The following is a 15,297-nucleotide window of genomic DNA, read 5'->3' as shown; positions in this document are numbered from 1 at the left end:
ACAAAATTCGCGACGAAAGGTGCCGCACTTGCAAATTCGATCGGGCTTGGGGAAGCAATTATGATCAAACTGACACGACGGACGCTGCTCGTCGGCACGTCGGCGCTTGTGGTTGCCGGTACGGTTTCGTTCCGTGCCCTCGCCGCCTCGCGCACCTATCACGCGCTGCTGGTTGCCTGCACCGACTATCCGAACCTGCCGCAGAAGAACTGGCTGATCGGGCCGAAGAACGATGCCGGCCTGGTGCACGACTATCTCCTGAAGAACACGCCCGATCCGGTGAAGTTCTCGGCCGAGAACGTGATCCTGCTCGCCAAGGACGTCGAAGGCGCCAACGGCCCGCCGACGCATGCGGCGATCAAGGCCGCTCTTGCCGACCTCGCCGGCAAGGTGCAACGCGACGATTTCGTCTATCTGCATCTGTCGGGCCACGGCGCCCAGCAGCCGCAAGCCAAGGCCGGTGACGAGACCGACGGCCTCGACGAGATTTTCCTGCCGTCCGATATCGACAAATGGATCAACCGCGAAGAGGGCGTGCCGAACGCGCTGGTCGACAACGAGGTCGGCGCCGCACTCGACGCCATCCGCGACAAAGGCGCCTTTGTCTGGGTGGTGTTCGACTGCTGCCATTCCGGCACCGCGACGCGCGCCGCGGAAGTCGATGACGAACTGGAGCGCAAGGTCGAGTTCGCCGATCTCGTCGGCGGCGACGACGCGGCGAGAGCAGCCGCGGTGAAGGCCTATGACGACATCTCGGCAAGCGCATCGCGCGGTTTCGACGAGAATGGCGGCCGCAAGCCGGCCTTCAACCTGACGCCGACCGGCGCAGAGCCGATCGCCAGGGGCAAGCTGGTCGCCTTCTATGCCGCGCAAACGGTCGAGACGACGCCGGAAATGCCGCTGCCCAAGGGCACGCCCGACGCGCCGCGCTTCGGCCTGTTCACCTTCACGATCCTGTCGAAATTGGCCGAGAACCCCAACGTCACCTATCGCCAGCTCGGCCAGGCCGTGCTGCAGCAATATTCGGCCGACGGCCGCACAAGGCCGACGCCCCTGTTCGAGGGCGAACTGGACGCCCGCGTGTTCGGCACCGACAAGACCGACGCCGTCATGCAATGGCCGATTGCCGTCAAGGACGGCGATGCCGCGATCGGCGCCGGGCTGCTGCAGGGTCTGACCCCCGGCAGCAAGCTCGCCATTTTGCCTTCGGCGCTGTCGAAGCTCTCCGACGCCGTCGGCTATCTCGAAGTGAAATCGGCAAAAAACCTCGAAAGCCAGCTCGCACCCGTCGAATTCGACGGCAAGCCGGCGCTTGCGCCGACGGCGGTGCCCGCCGGCGCCTATGCGCGCGTTGCCGAACTCGCAGTCGACTACAAGCTGCTGGTGGCAAAGCCGGCGCCGACCGCAGGGCTCGAAAAAGAAACCGAGCTGGTCAATTCGGTTCTGGACGAATTGGTGGCGAAGCCGAAGTCCGGCTTTCACATCGCGCTGGTCGAGCCCGGCAAGAGCGCCGATCTGCGGCTTGCGGTGCTGCGCGAAAAATCCATGGACGGCGCTGCCGCCAACGCCAGCGACGAACCGGCGCTGTGGTTCCTGCCGGCGTCCGGCGACATCAGCTTGAAGGACGGCAGCAAGCCGCCGCGCATCGTCATCCATCAGGATGGCCGCGACAAGCTTGCGGAAAACACAGCCAAGAACCTGACCACGATCTTCCGCGCCACCGGCCTGTCGCGGCTCGCCGCGGCGTCCGACTACCGGCCGGACGAGGTCAGCGTCCAGTTCCTGATCAAGCGCCAGGACAGCGATGTGCTGGAGCCGATCGAATCCTCGACGGTGCCGCGCGTTTCGCCGGGCGATCAGGTACACATTGCGGCCAAGAACGAGTCCGACGAGTTCGTCGACATCAACGTGCTCTACATCGGCAGCGACTATTCGATCACCCATATCGTCGCCGAGCGGCTGGCGCCGATCAACGAGCAGGCCGATCAGGGCCTGAAGGAAGGGCTGCTCGCCTTCACCGACACCAGCTTCGGCATGGAGCGCATGATTGCCGTGCTGACCGAGGCGCCGCCGCAGAGCGAGAAAGAGGATCTGAGCTTTCTTGCCCAGGAAGGCGTGCGCGCCGTGACGCGTGCCGCATCGGGAACGCCTGGTTTTTCCGACATGCTGGCCGACATCGGCATGGCGCCGGCGACGCGCTCGGTGATGCGGCTTGCCGACAAGAGCGGTCCCAAAGGCGCGGTGATGATCTTCCCGATGGAGACGGTGCCCCGCGCCTGACCTGACATCGCTTCGCCGGCTCTTGCCGGCGTGATATAGGAACATTCCCGGCTCGCGACACTTCTATGCGCCGCGGCTGGATGCAACAGATGAGGACATCAGTGACTATCCCCGTGCTCTCCTGGCGTGCAGCGACGGTCGGCCTTGCCGGCAGCCTGTTGCTGGTTGCCAGCGCCTCGGCGGACGAGAATTGCGGCCTGTGCGCCAAGCAGATCGTCACCAATTCCGAGCTCGCCACCTGCTTTCTCGACCAGTACGACCAGATCGCCAAGACCGGCAACACGGCCGTTGTCGTCGATCTCTCCAGCTGCGCCTCGCGCGGCGTGGTCGAGCCCTTGCCGTCACCCAGCAAGGCGGCTGCCGAACCGGACGTGCAGTTCATGATTTCGCGCACGCAGCTCGATTGCCTGAAAAAGAAGCTAGAGACACCCGGCATCGTGCTCGATCCCACCGCCATCATCCAACTGGACAGCTGCGGATGAAAAAGCCGGGGGGCACTGCAACGCAGAAATCGCCGGTCACATCGGCGCCTCCGCCGGCCAAGAAGCCGGCGACCTTGCCCGAAACCACCGAAGGCTTTCCGTGGCCGAGCAGTCACGAGATCAAGAAGGAAGCCAACCCGTTCACCGACCGCGACTGGCGCATGCTGATCTATGCCTGGTCGGGTCTCGCCGTGCGCCTGGCGATCGTCTTCACCCTGGCCTTCTCGGTCTTCCAGTTTCTCGCAAACCAGGAACAGAAGCGCGTCGAGCAGACGATGTCGCTGGTCGAGCTTTGGGAAAGCAAGGATTTTCAGCAGGCGCAGCGCGCGCTCAAGGAGCGCCTGTCGTCGCTCAACGCCAAATACGACAATCTGCTCAGCGCCACGCCGTCGCCGACCGAGGAACAGGTCTTCCGGCAACGCATTGGCATCGAGGCGATGACTGCCGGCGGCGGCACCATGCCGATCGCCGATTTCAACGACAATTTTGATCGCATCGTCTATTTCCTCAATCGTCTCTCCATCTGCGTTGAGGGCAAGCTCTGTTCGCGCGATGTCGCCGATGCCTATTTCCGCGACTATGCGGTGTCGTTCTGGAGCTATTTTGCCGGCTACATCGAAAAAGAACGCAAGGCCGGTTCCGCCAATTATGCCCAGGCGATCGAGAATTATGTGCGTCACGGGTCGCCGCCGTCCGCCGACTCCAAATAGCGGCGCAACAAGGTGCCGGTCAGCTCCCATGCCCTGCGTGCTTTCCGGTGGCTGGTCATGCTCGGTCTTCTGGCGCTGGCGTCGGTCGCCCGTGCCGAGGACCTCGATTTCCATCTCGATCTCAACACCGGCGGCCACAGCGCCAGGGTCACCGACCTTGCCTTCACGCCGGACGGCGAGGAACTGGTCTCCGCATCTGACGACAAGACCATCCGCATCTGGGACTGGCAGAGCGGGGTGACGCTCCGCACCATCCGCGGCTATCTTGGCAATGGCAATGACGGCAAGGTCTTTGCGATTGCCGTGTCGCCGGATGGCGAGACGATCGCCGCCGGCGGTTATTTCGGCGCCGGCATCGGCGACGAGCCCCCTTATGGCGATGTCAGGCTGTTCGATTTCACCACCGGCAAGATCAAAACCGTGCTCAAGGCCGCTGACTATGCCATCTATGATGTCGCCTTTTCACCCGACGGAAACACGCTCGCCGCCGGCGGTGGCGATGGTTTCGTCTACCTCTGGCGGGCGGACGACAAATCCGCGTCGGGCTGGACGCTGGCGGAAAAACTCGATGCCGATTCCTGGCGTGTGGAAAAGCTCGCCTTCGCCGCTGCGGGAACCCGGCTGGCGGCAGCGACCACCGACAATGGCATAAGGCTCTGGGATGTGGCCAAGGCTGAGGAAATCGCCTTGCCGGCCGAGGCCGAACCGCTGCGGGATGTCGGCGTCGCCGCACTCGCCGTGTCATTGGATGGCAGCCTGTTTGCCACTGGCAGCAAGGACGGTGACGTCCAGCTCTGGCGGGCCAGCGACGGCAAATTCGTCCGCGCCATGCCGAAGCAGGATTTCCAGATCGGCGCTCTGAGCTTCGCGACGGGTTCGGGGCTTGTGGCGTCATGCAGCTATCGCTGCGCCGACAAGCATCGCTCGGTGGTCTGGAATACCGACAGCGGCGAGCAACTGCTCGACTATAACGGCCATGACGGCACGGTCTTTGCTGGCGCCGGCAATGCCGACGGCTCGCTGGTGGCGACAGCCGGCGGCACCCGCAACGCCATCCAGGTCTGGAACCCCATGACCGGCGAGCGCAATGCGCTGCTGCAAGGGGTCGGCGAACCGGTGACGGCGATCGGGATCGATGCGGCGAGCAGCTCCATCGCTTGGGGCAACACCAACCCCTGCCCTGAACGCGTGTCCTGTCCCGAGCTGCAGGGCACGCTGGACAAGGTGCTGGCGCTACCGACGGCCGAGCGGTTCTTCGAGGACCCGGTGGCGTTTGCGGAACAGGGCGCCTATGCCCGCGCGGCACTCGCAGAGGGTGAGTGGTCGCTCCGTGCTGCCCCCGGCGGCAAGGACGGCCTGGAGAATGCCGTGCTCGAAATCGCGAGCGGCGGAAAGGTGATGCACAGCATCGAGAATTCCGCCACCAATGGCTTCGTCCATTCGGCTTACACGCTGATCGGCAATGGGCTTGGCCTGATCACCAGCGGCAGCGACGGCACGCTGTTGGAATACAAAACCGCGACCGCCGAGGTATCGGGTGAATTCACCGGCCACACCGGCGAGATCAACGCCATGGTTGCCGCCGAGAAGGAAGGGCTGTTGGTCACCGGCAGCGCTGACCAGACCGTGCGGCTGTGGAATTTGAAGACACACAAACTGATCGTGTCGATGTTCTTCGCCGGCTCCGAATGGATCGCCTGGATGCCGCAGGGCTACTATTATTCCTCCGCCGATGGCGACAAGTTGATCGGCTGGCACGTCAATCAGGGCCGCGACCACGAAGGGCGTTTCATCAGCGCCGGCCAGCTGAAGAAATATCTCTGGAGCCCGGAAATGGTGCGCCGGGCCATCATCCTGCGCAGCGCCGAACAGGCGGTCCAGGAAATGCGCCCCGGCGTCGACCGCCAGCTGGAAAAGCTGCTCGAGCGCAAACCGCCGGAATTCGGCATCAAGCTTGCCGCCGACCAGAGCAACGTCCGCGAGGGCTATGTCGCCGTCGAGATTTCGGGCGCGCAGGAAGCCGGCGCCGATGTCGCCGGATTTTCGATCCTGTCGAACAGCCGCAATGTCGGCAATGTCACGGCGCGCTCGGCCGATGGCGGCAAGAGCACCATCGTCGAAGTGCCGGTCGAGAATGGCGAAAATACCATTCGCATCACCGGCACCAACGAGTTCGGCTATCTGACCGAGCGCAGTGTCACAGCACTTGGCAGGAAAACCGAAAAGCCCGCCAACAAGGGCAAGCTCTACGTCGCCGTGATCGGCGTCGACAAATATCCTTTCCTCACCGATGCATGCGCCGGCCACGCCTGCGATCTGCGCTATCCCGTCGATGACGCCACCGAATTCCTCAAGGTGATCTCGCAGAAATCCGCGCCCTTGTTTTCGGCGATGGAGACGCTGGTTCTGGTCAACCGCGAAGCGCTGGATGAGGCGCCCGATTCCGGCAAGGACGTGTTCAAGGTCGCCAGCACCATCCTGGAACCGGATTCCGACACGATCGACGACCAGCTCGCCGACTTTCTCGACAGACCCGGCGAGAACGACACCACCATCATTTTCGTCGCCGGTCACGGCATCAACATCGACGAAGATTATTATTTCATCCCCACGGACGGCCGCAAACAGGATGCCGACCGCTGGAAGCGCTCCTCGCTGGTCGACTGGGGCGACATCCAGAAATCGGTTGAGCGGGCCAAGGGCATGCGCTTCATGCTGCTCGACACCTGCCACGCCGCCAACGCCTTCAACCCGCGCCTGGAAAAAGACGCGCAGGACGCACGCATCGTCGTCTTCTCGGCCACCGCTGCCAACAACACCGCCGCCGAACTGCCCGAGCTCGGCCATGGCGTCTTCACCTATTCGATCCTCGAAGGCCTGCGCGGCCGGGCCAAGACCTCCGACGGCGGCGTGACGCTGTTCGGCCTCGCCGACTACATTTCGCGCGAAGTGCTGCGGCTGACCGCGTCCAAGCAGAAGCCGTTCTACTATGTCGGCGGCGTCGAGAACATTGTTTTGGCTGAGCCGTGAGAGGTTTGCGCCCAGGCACCCCCCTCTGTCCTGCCGGCCATCTCCCCCTCAAGGGGGGAGATCAGCTGTCATCAGCGACTTCGCCAATTGTCAGCGTTTTAAACGAAGAGCCGGCGACCAAGCTGCCAATCTCCCCCCTTGAGGGGGAGATGGCCGGCAGGACAGAGGGGGGCGCCTTGGCGCGGACCATCATTCTGCTGGTCTTTGCAGTTGCCTTCCTATTTCCGCTTCATGCATCCGCCGCCCCCATCACCTGCCCGCGGGGGGACACAAATTTCTCCTCCTTCTACGACGACCCCACGCTTTTCACCGATGCCATCGCCGCCGTCGCCAAACTTGCCCCCTCCAACCAACGCCTCACGGGCATCACAGTCCCCCACCACCTGCTCGTCGCCGATCTCGTCGCGCTCGGTTTCCACGCCGCGTCCGGCTTCCGCTACAAGCGCATCGTCATCCTGTCGCCGGACCATTTCCACAAGACGCAGAAACTCTTCGCCACCACGACGCGTGGCTTCGACACCGTGCTTGGCCCGGTCCTGGCCGACAAGGCAGCCCTGCGCCTTCTCCAGGCGAACAGCGACATGGTTGAGGACTCCTGCCTCTTCGCCAAGGAGCACGGCGTTCAAGCCATGCTGCCCTTCCTGCGCCATTATTTTCCCGAGGCAACCATCGTGCCGGTGGCGATGTCGGTCAAAGCCAAGCGAGCCGACTGGGACCGGCTGGCGCAGGCGCTGAAAGCGATCGTCGACAAGGACACGCTGATCGTCGAATCCACCGATTTCTCCCACTATCTGCCGCAGCACGAAGCCAGGCGTTTCGACCAGCAGACGCTGAACATGCTCGCCGCCGGTTCGCTCGACGGCATCGCGGCGCTGCGCCAGCCGGATCACGCCGATTCGGTCGGTGCGCTCTATATCCAGACCAGGCTGCAGCGCGAACTGTTCGGTGCTGCGCCGCTGGTCGTCGCCAACGAGAACTCGCAGGCGCATTCAAGCGACTATGTCGAGCGCACCACCAGCTATGTCGTGGCGCTGTTCGGCGCCTTCGGCCCCGGCTTCAACAATCCTGCCCGTCCCGACGACAAGCTCTACTATTTCGCCGGCGACGTGAATTTCGGCCGCGCCATGAAGAAGATCCTGGTCCGCGACGGTGTTGCCGAGAAGATCGTCGAAAGCGTGCTGGCCCTGACCCGCTCGCGGCCGCTGATCGTCAATCTCGAAGGCGTGATCCTGCCCAACGTCCCTGAAGCGATCGACGACATGACGCTGGCCATGGCCGCAGACCTCGCCATCGACATGCTGAAGAAATTGCATGTCGCCGCTGTCAGCCTCGCCAACAATCACGCCTACGACCTCGGCCCGTCAGGCTATGCCGAGACGCTGGCCGCACTCGATGCGGCCGGCATCGCCCATTTTGGGCAGGGCGAGACGCTGGCGCTTGCCGATCTCGACCTGGTCGGGCTGACCGACATCGATACCAACGGCTCCAGGAACACCGACCTTCTGACGCCTGCTTTGCTCGACCGGCTGCTGCACGACAATGCCGAGCGGCCGGTGATTGCCTTCGTCCATTGGGGCCGCGAGTACAAGACGGAGCCGTCGCCGCGCGAGGAGATGCTTGCCGACCAGATGCGGCTGCGCGGTGTCACGGCAATCGTCGGCGGTCATCCACATGTATCGAGCGAGGCGATCCTGCCGCTCGGCGGCGGCGATGTTGCGGAGATCTATTCGCTCGGCAATTTCCTGTTCGACCAGAAGGCCGAACGATCGTCCGGGTCGATGCTGGAACTCAGGGTGTTCAGCCAGGGCACGATCTTTGCCCGGCTGATCCCGCTGCCCAATTTTTTCGAGATGGGCTCGAAATGACGCGATTCCCGAAAGGACGTGACAGGACCTCAACAGCCTTGCAGATCTTCCGGCAGATAGCAGACCGCCGGCTTGGTGCTGGTTTCGAACAGCGACTGCTTCGGCCTGAAATAGAAGAACGTGGCCGGCTTGCTCTCGCGTGTGCTGCCATCGGCGAAATGGGCGGCGATGCTGAAGCGATGGATCGACGACATTGACGACCACATTTTCAGCCGTGCCGTGTAGGCGCTGAGATTCTTGTTGCCGCGCACCGGCATGGGGATGCTGTAATCGGTCTTGCCGATCGGAAATTCGATGTTCTGGTAACGCAGCGCTTCGGGCGAGGCGCCGCCGCCATCGCCGCATTCGGCGAGCGATTCTGGGACCTCGATGCTGACCAGCGAGACGATGACGCGAAACGGCTCGCTCTGCTGGTAGACAGCGCCCTGATCGTCCGCCCAGGAATAATCGAGCTTGCCAATCCCGGTCACGCTCATTTTCTCGACGCTGCCGCTGATGTAATCGGCAACGTCGCCGAACTTGACCTTGTTGGCCACCTGGGCGCGGCAGACATCCAGGCTGTCCATTGACGGGCAGGTGAAGCGCTCGGTCTCGAGCGTGGTTGTGTCGACGCCGGCTTCAGTCAGCACGTTCTTGATCGAGACGTCGACGCCATCGCCGAAAGTGCCGATGTCCCTCGTGAACGTGCGGCTCGGCTCGCCGGTCGCGTTGTCCTCCTCGTCGGTCCTGGTGAACTGGATCGACATCTTCATGTCTTTCACGTCGCCCCAGCCATTGTTGACGATCGAGAAGTCGGGGCGGAAGCCGACGCAGCCATAGTGCTCGCTGATCGACAGCATCGGCTTGCGGTAGGCCTCGCTCGCGGCCACCTTCATTTCCAGGCTGTCGATCTTGACCCTCGACCGGTCGGTGGTCTTGAGGTCGACTTCGGCGAAGGCCGGCGCCGTCTCCCAGTCCATGCCTTCATAGACATTGCCGGTACGAATCTCTCCGGTGCCGTTCCAGGCATCATTGTACTGGTCCGACACCGGATAGATCGCGATGTCTTCGTCGCGCACCAGATGCTGGTACTGCATGTCGGCCTGCTGCGTCATGCGCTGGTCGACGGCAATGCCGATCTCGACCTTGTCGGCGGAACCGCCGCCGGTCTGCGCCTTGAGCAACCCGCCCACTCTGGCATCGGCCAGCACGTCGGGGCGCGTACCGCCGACCTCCTTGCCCATCGCCCATTGCGACCAGTAGACGGTGCCGCCGGGCAACCGGGTGCGGCCCTTGCCGTCCTTCAGCCCATCGGCAAAAGAGCCGACGAATATCTCGCCTGTCTTCGTCTCCAGCCTGCCCTCGCCATTCGGCACACCGGCCCTGAATTGCCCTTCATAGCGATTGCCGTCGGCATCGACATGGATCGCATGGCCGTCGAGCTGGCCGGCGACCCAACGGCCGTCGAGAATCTCGCCCGAACGCAGCTCCAGCCGGCCTTGTCCTTCGGGGCGGCCATTCCTGATCTCGCCGAAATAGCTGGAATAGATCGTCTTGGGGTCATAGCTCGCCGAGCCGCGTACGCGCCAGACCAGCCTGCCCTTGCCGTTGACGGTGCCGTCGGCTGCGACGGTGCGGTCCGGCGACACGCCGGCTGCCGGCTCCCAGGTGAAATCAAGACCCAATTCCGGGTGGGAATCCCAGACCCGTACATTCTTGCGCAGCACCGAACGTGTTTCGCTTTTATAGAGGATTTGCACCCGCTCGGCCCAGGCGCCATCGGGTGTGGCACCGCCTTGATCGGCCATAGCGGAAAAGCATGTCAGTGCGGCCAGCATGGATGCAGCCGCCATCGCTTTGACCCCGAAGATCATTCTTGCCCGCGCCATCTTACCCAACCCCTTGGATCGCCTAGCGTAAGCACCGCTGTAACACAGTGCAAGAGAGGTGTTTCGATACAAAAAAACCGGCGGCGGGAACGTCCCGCCGCCGGTTTGGTAGTGCTGGTTATCGCCGCTGTTTGCCGGCGAAAGATCATTCAGCCTTATTTGTACAGGCTGTTGATCCACGCCACGTTGGCAGCGTTCAGGCGCACCGCTGTGTTGGCGTTGGGGCTTTCGGCCACGTTCACGCCGGTGACGACGCGCTGCTTGGCGCCATTGTCATAGGCGTAGACCGAGCTGCCGCTCGACCCCGGATAGGTGTCGCAGTCGTACTGGAAATACTCCGCGCCGATGTTTTCGGCTTTCACTTCGCAGGTCGCCTTCCACATCGTACCCATCGGCTTGTCGCCGGGGTAGCCAACGATGTTGGCGGTGAAATCGCCGAGGTTCTCATAGTTGGCATAACCCAGCCAGCCGAGATTGGTGCCGACATCCTGCTTCAGCGTGATGATGCCGAGGTCCCACGGAATGACCGAGCCGTAGTAACCCTGATAATTGTCGATGAAGCCCTGCAGGATGTAGACGCTCTCATAGCTGAAAGCGCCAAACGGTGCATCGTCGGCGGTGTTGCCGTTGAGCGACGGCACGAAGATGACGTCGTCGAGCCAAGCCTTGTCTTCATTGCTGTAGAGGCAATGCGCGGCGGTGAGCACCGTGCGCGGACCGATCAGGGTTCCCGAGCAGCTGCCATAACCGCTCTTGGCTTTGCCTTCGATATACCCGATCGCGGTGAACGGGTAGGTCTTGGTGTTCTTGATCTGCTCGCGATCGTCGGCCCCGAACACCTGGCGGCCGGCTTCGTCGCCGCCCGTCAATCCGGTCTTGTCGGCGTTCGGTGTGTTGGCGGGCGCGTTCAATTCCTTGATGACAAGGTCCTTCAGCGTCTCGCCTGCATCGATCTTGATGTCCTTGCCATCGGCGGAACGTCCGACGATGCCATAGGATTTCACCGCCGTGCCCTCGTCGGTCAGCGGCGCTGCCCGGCTGGCTTCATCTTCGGTCAGTTTCGGCGGCGCGATCGGCTTTGCACGGCCGGGCTGGTAGTCGCCCGTTCCGAGATCGCGCATGCTTTCGCCATTGCCGGCATTCGCTGAGCCGGGATCGGCGGCGAAGGCAGGCATCGTCCACAGTGCGGTGGATAGCAGTGCGGACGCAATGATAGTGCTTGTCAGTTTCGTCATGGTGAGACTCTCCCAAAAGTCAGCAAGGAGTGGAGCAAAATACAGAAATATTGTCGAGATCGTGGTGGAGTTAAAAAATTAGTTTGGTTACCCGCCCGTATCGGATCATCGGTCCGGGCGGCCTCGTTAAAGCCCTCCGCCAAACGCACCCGCGTCGATATACTGCCTAAAATAATCCAACATTGGCAATGACAAATCGCTTCCACGTAGCCCGTGGGGGGCTATAGGGTTTGGGTGGGCTCTGCCCGATGGGGCACGATTAGCAAAAGTCGTATTTCGGTTTTATGACCGCGCGGATGTCGTTCGTTCTGGCAGAAGGCGATCGAGGTACCGGTACCGCTTCTGTTGGTTATGCGTCATGGCGGCATGGCTCGGCATTTTTCATCTCAGGAGGGTTTCAAGGTGAACATTATCCATCGGTTCAGGCCGCTTGCCGCTGCATCGCTGCTGGGCATCGCGGCCGCTTTCCCCGCCGTCAACGCGCTCTATGCAGCCGACGACGCTGCCAGGCCGGAAGCGGCGGTCTCGCCGATGCAGCGCGTCGCCGAATCCCGGGACAAGGCCAAGGCCGAGAATCCCGACGGGGCCGACCGCGTCTATGGCGGCAAGGAAGCCGACAAAGGGGCCTATCCGTTCCAGGTGGCGCTGCTGACCAGCGCCCGGCTGGACCCCAGCCCGGCCTCGCAGCCGAACGCGCAATTCTGCGGCGGCAGCCTGATTGCTCCGCAATGGGTGCTGACGGCGGCGCACTGCCTCAACGACAAGGGCCGGCCGATTTCGCCCGACACGGTGACCGTGCTGACCGGCGCCACCGATCTTACCGAAGGCAAGCGCTACAAGGTGGTCGAGGTCATCGTCAACGAGGGCTACAGCGAACAGACGCTGGACAATGATCTCGGCCTGCTCCGGCTGGCGGAGCCCGCCGATGCGCCGGTCATCAAGATCACCAATGAGCCGACGCCAGACAGCGGCAAGACCACGGTCATCGGCTGGGGCAAGATGCAGGACGGCACCTTCCCGACCGCGCTGATGGTGGCCGATCTCGATCTCGAGCCGAGCGCTGCCTGCAACAGCGGCATCAAGTCGATCTATGCGCATGACCTGAAGGCGGCACTTGGCGATCTCTCGCATCGGATGCGTTATTCGGAAAAGGGCATCGATGCCGCCGCCAATGCGATCGCCGCCGATATGTCGGATCCGCTGACCAAGAACATGATCTGCGCCGGCACCGACAGCGGCGAACGCGACGCCTGCAACGGCGACAGCGGCGGTCCGCTGTTCATGACCGGCGCCAACGGTCCGGTCCAGGTCGGCGTCGTCTCCTGGGGCGAAGGTCCGTCCGACGGCACCGCCGCTTGCGGCCACAAGAATGCCTATGGCATCTACACGCGATTGGCCAACTATACGGGTTGGATCGAAGCCAAGATGAAGACCCCGGCTCCGGCAGCCGCGGCGGCGCCCAAGGCCGGTCTCGGCACGGCCAAGAAGCCCTGAACGAGCCCGAAGCTTGATAAGCGCAAAACGGCGGGATCTTTCCCGCCGTTTTGATTCATGTCCGGTGCCGGCTGTTCCGCTTACTTCCGTGGCGGTCCCTTGCGCTCCGCCGAAGCCGCCCACAGATTGATGTCGGACTCGCGTGCGTAAGTGTCGATTTCGGCGAGCTCGGCATCGCTGAAGTCGAGCACCTTGAGCGCGCCGACGCAGTCCTCGACCTGTTCAGGCCGGCTGGCGCCGATCAGCGCCGAGGTCACCCGGCCCTTGCGCAGCACCCAGGCCAGCGCCATCTGCGCCAGCGTCTGGCCACGCTTGCCGGCGATCGCGTTCAGCGCCTGGATGTTGGCGATTGTCTTGTCGTTGATGAAGGCGGGCCGCAACGACTTGCCTTGGCTGGCGCGGCTGCCCTCGGGGATGCCGCCGAGATATTTGTCGGTCAGCATGCCTTGCGCCAGCGGCGAGAACACGATCGATCCGACACCGAGCCCTTCCAGCGTATCGAGCAGTCCGTCCTCTTCGACCCAGCGGTTGAGCATCGAATAGCTCGGCTGATGGATGATGCAAGGCGTGCCGAGCTGCTTCAATATGTCGGCCGCCTCGCGCGTGCGCTGCGAATTGTAGGACGAAATGCCGGCATAGAGCGCCTTGCCGGAACGCACCGCATGGTCGAGAGCGCCCATCGTTTCCTCAAGCGGCGTATCCGGATCGAAGCGGTGCGAATAGAAGATGTCGACATAGTCGAGCCCCATCCGCTTCAGGCTCTGGTCGAGGCTCGCCAGCACATATTTGCGGCTGCCCCATTCGCCATAAGGCCCTGCCCACATCTCATAGCCCGCCTTGGTCGAGATGATCAGCTCGTCCCGATAGCCGGCGAAGTCGGTGCGCAATATCTCGCCGAAGGCGATCTCGGCCGAGCCCGGCGGCGGACCGTAATTGTTGGCGAGATCGAAATGGGTGATGCCGAGATCGAAGGCCTTGCGCGCGATCGCCTGCTTGGTCTTGTGCGGCGTGTCGTTGCCGAAATTGTGCCACAGGCCGAGCGAGATCGCCGGCAGTTTCAGGCCGGATCGCCCACATCTGTTGTAGAGCATTTTCTCATAGCGGTGTTCAGCCGGCTGCCAGCGCATGGGTACAGATCCTGGATTGTATGGGCGTCGGCGCGCGCGCGCCGACACCCTTCTACCTCATTTCTGCTTCGCCAACAGTCCTTTTGCGTCCTTGACGCCGAGTGCAGCCGGCCGCTCGCAGCTGGTCTGCATGGCGACGAACTTGCCGGTCTCGCCCGACCGCAACAGGCCGGTCATGACGTCGACGGCATGCAGCGCGAGCTCCATCGAGCAACGATGCGGCCGGCCCTCGGCGATCGCCAGCGCCATGTCGGCAAGGCCTGCTGTGCGGTAGTTGGCCATCATGCCCTGGCCGTGCATTTCGTTGGGCACGCCGAACGGATGCTGCCATTTCGGCAGTTTCTTCACCGGTTTTGCCGCCTCGGTTATGCGCACGTCGCCACCGAAGAAATTCGGATCCGGCACGAACACCGTGCCCGTTTCGCCATAGAGTTCCATCGGCGCATGACCATGCGCCCAGACGTCCCAGCTGGTGTTAAGCGTGATCACGGCGCCGTTCTCGAACTCCAGCAGGCCGTGGATCGTCGTCGGCGTGTTGACCGGGATTTTCTCGCCCGCGCGCGGTTTCGACGAGATCGTGCGTTCCTTGGCAGGCGTCGTCGCGAAGGCCGCCACCTGCTTCACCGGCCCGATCAGCTGGATCAGGTTGGTGATGTAGTAAGGCCCGATGTCGAGCACCGGCCCGGCGCCCGGCTGGAAGAAGAAATCGGGATTGGGGTGCCAGTGCTCCATGCCGTGGCCCATCACATGACAGGTGCCGCTGGTGATCTTGCCGAGCGCGCCGGTGTCGATGAGGTTGCGCACCAGCTGGTGCGCGCCGCCGAGGAAAGTGTCCGGAGCCGAACCGATGCGCAGCCCTTTCTTCTCGGCCCGGCTCTTGAGGTCGAGGCCTTCCTTGACCGACAGCACGAACGGCTTTTCCGAATAGACGTGCTTGCTGGCATCGAGGATCTGCTTCGACACCCCGTAGTGCACCGCCGGGATGGTGAGGTTGACGATGATGTCGATCTCGTCATCCTTGAGCAGTTCTTCGACGGTCTCGGCGCGCAGCTTGAACTCCTTCGCCCGTGCCTTGGCCGCGTCCATGTTGATGTCGGCGCAGGCGCGCATCTCGATGCCGCGAAACAGAGGCGCCAGCGAGAAATACGCTTTCGAGATGTTGCCGCAGCCGATGACGCCGATACCCAGTTTCTTTGCCATGATGAT

General features: G+C 62.9%; 10 protein-coding genes. 6 read left to right on the top strand and 4 right to left on the bottom strand.

The window, feature by feature from the left end; all coding sequences use genetic code 11:
- Positions 1 to 60 precede the first annotated feature (60 nt).
- The 5 genes from NKH35_RS03520 to amrB all read left to right on the top strand — a co-directional run bounded on the left by NKH35_RS03520 (position 61) and on the right by amrB (position 8,367).
- Complete coding sequence (locus tag NKH35_RS03520) at positions 61 to 2,280, top strand: caspase family protein (RefSeq protein WP_023733603.1); 2,220 nt, start codon at positions 61 to 63, stop codon at positions 2,278 to 2,280.
- A gap of 89 nt (positions 2,281 to 2,369) precedes the next feature.
- Positions 2,370 to 2,762 carry a hypothetical protein gene (locus NKH35_RS03515; protein WP_027049727.1) on the top strand — a complete coding sequence of 131 codons (393 nt, stop codon included), beginning with the start codon at positions 2,370 to 2,372 and terminating at the stop codon, positions 2,760 to 2,762.
- Positions 2,759 to 3,472 (top strand): DUF4760 domain-containing protein, encoded by a 714-nt coding sequence (locus tag NKH35_RS03510; RefSeq protein WP_023733604.1) that lies wholly within the window; start codon positions 2,759 to 2,761, stop codon positions 3,470 to 3,472. Before NKH35_RS03515 ends, NKH35_RS03510 begins: the two co-directional genes overlap by 4 nt.
- A gap of 57 nt (positions 3,473 to 3,529) precedes the next feature.
- Positions 3,530 to 6,502 carry a hypothetical protein gene (locus NKH35_RS03505; RefSeq protein ID WP_352913368.1) on the top strand — a complete coding sequence of 991 codons (2,973 nt, stop codon included), beginning with the start codon at positions 3,530 to 3,532 and terminating at the stop codon, positions 6,500 to 6,502.
- Positions 6,503 to 6,651: 149 nt separating this feature from the next.
- On the top strand, positions 6,652 to 8,367 hold the full coding sequence (amrB, locus tag NKH35_RS03500; RefSeq protein WP_352913366.1) for an AmmeMemoRadiSam system protein B: 1,716 nt from the start codon (positions 6,652 to 6,654) through the stop codon (positions 8,365 to 8,367).
- A 29-nt stretch (positions 8,368 to 8,396) separates the two neighbouring features.
- Here the strand turns inward: amrB and NKH35_RS03495 are convergent, their stop codons facing one another.
- Positions 8,397 to 10,199, bottom strand: coding sequence for an MORN repeat-containing protein (locus NKH35_RS03495; protein WP_352913365.1), 1,803 nt, complete (start codon positions 10,197 to 10,199; stop codon positions 8,397 to 8,399).
- A gap of 191 nt (positions 10,200 to 10,390) precedes the next feature.
- Positions 10,391 to 11,470, bottom strand: a complete 1,080-nt coding sequence (locus tag NKH35_RS03490) for a trypsin-like serine peptidase (RefSeq protein ID WP_023733608.1) — start codon at positions 11,468 to 11,470, stop codon at positions 10,391 to 10,393.
- Between the two features lie 402 nt (positions 11,471 to 11,872).
- Here NKH35_RS03490 and NKH35_RS03485 point away from each other — a divergent pair, with 402 nt between their 5' ends.
- A complete protein-coding gene (locus NKH35_RS03485; protein WP_023713445.1) occupies positions 11,873 to 12,964 on the top strand; it encodes a S1 family serine peptidase in 1,092 nt (363 codons plus the stop codon).
- 80 nt (positions 12,965 to 13,044) lie between these two features.
- On the opposite strand, the gene mgrA is transcribed toward NKH35_RS03485, so the two are convergent.
- Positions 13,045 to 14,091, bottom strand: coding sequence for an L-glyceraldehyde 3-phosphate reductase (gene mgrA, locus NKH35_RS03480; RefSeq protein WP_023691995.1), 1,047 nt, complete (start codon positions 14,089 to 14,091; stop codon positions 13,045 to 13,047).
- Positions 14,092 to 14,148: 57 nt separating this feature from the next.
- The gene (locus NKH35_RS03475) at positions 14,149 to 15,291 is read right to left on the bottom strand and encodes a Gfo/Idh/MocA family protein (RefSeq protein ID WP_352913363.1); all 1,143 of its coding nucleotides are present in this window, start codon (positions 15,289 to 15,291) and stop codon (positions 14,149 to 14,151) included.
- Positions 15,292 to 15,297: the final 6 nt, after the last annotated feature.

Origin of the sequence: Mesorhizobium sp. M1143 (assembly GCF_040318435.1) — a bacterium.
Classification (GTDB): Bacteria; Pseudomonadota; Alphaproteobacteria; order Rhizobiales; family Rhizobiaceae; genus Mesorhizobium.
The sequence above is the reverse complement of the archived record's forward strand: the minus strand, read 5'-3'. Positions and strand labels throughout refer to the sequence as shown.

Bases quoted from the DNA above. Each gene is read 5' to 3' on its own strand.
- NKH35_RS03520 (WP_023733603.1), top strand. From the start codon at position 61: ATGATCAAACTGACACGACGGACGCTGCTCGTCGGCACGTCGGCGCTT.
- NKH35_RS03515 (WP_027049727.1), top strand. From the start codon at position 2,370: ATGAGGACATCAGTGACTATCCCCGTGCTCTCCTGGCGTGCAGCGACG.
- NKH35_RS03510 (WP_023733604.1), top strand. From the start codon at position 2,759: ATGAAAAAGCCGGGGGGCACTGCAACGCAGAAATCGCCGGTCACATCG.
- NKH35_RS03505 (WP_352913368.1), top strand. From the start codon at position 3,530: ATGCTCGGTCTTCTGGCGCTGGCGTCGGTCGCCCGTGCCGAGGACCTC.
- amrB (WP_352913366.1), top strand. From the start codon at position 6,652: ATGGCCGGCAGGACAGAGGGGGGCGCCTTGGCGCGGACCATCATTCTG.
- NKH35_RS03495 (WP_352913365.1), bottom strand. From the start codon at position 10,199: ATGGCGGCTGCATCCATGCTGGCCGCACTGACATGCTTTTCCGCTATG.
- NKH35_RS03490 (WP_023733608.1), bottom strand. From the start codon at position 11,470: ATGACGAAACTGACAAGCACTATCATTGCGTCCGCACTGCTATCCACC.
- mgrA (WP_023691995.1), bottom strand. From the start codon at position 14,091: ATGCGCTGGCAGCCGGCTGAACACCGCTATGAGAAAATGCTCTACAAC.
- NKH35_RS03475 (WP_352913363.1), bottom strand. From the start codon at position 15,291: ATGGCAAAGAAACTGGGTATCGGCGTCATCGGCTGCGGCAACATCTCG.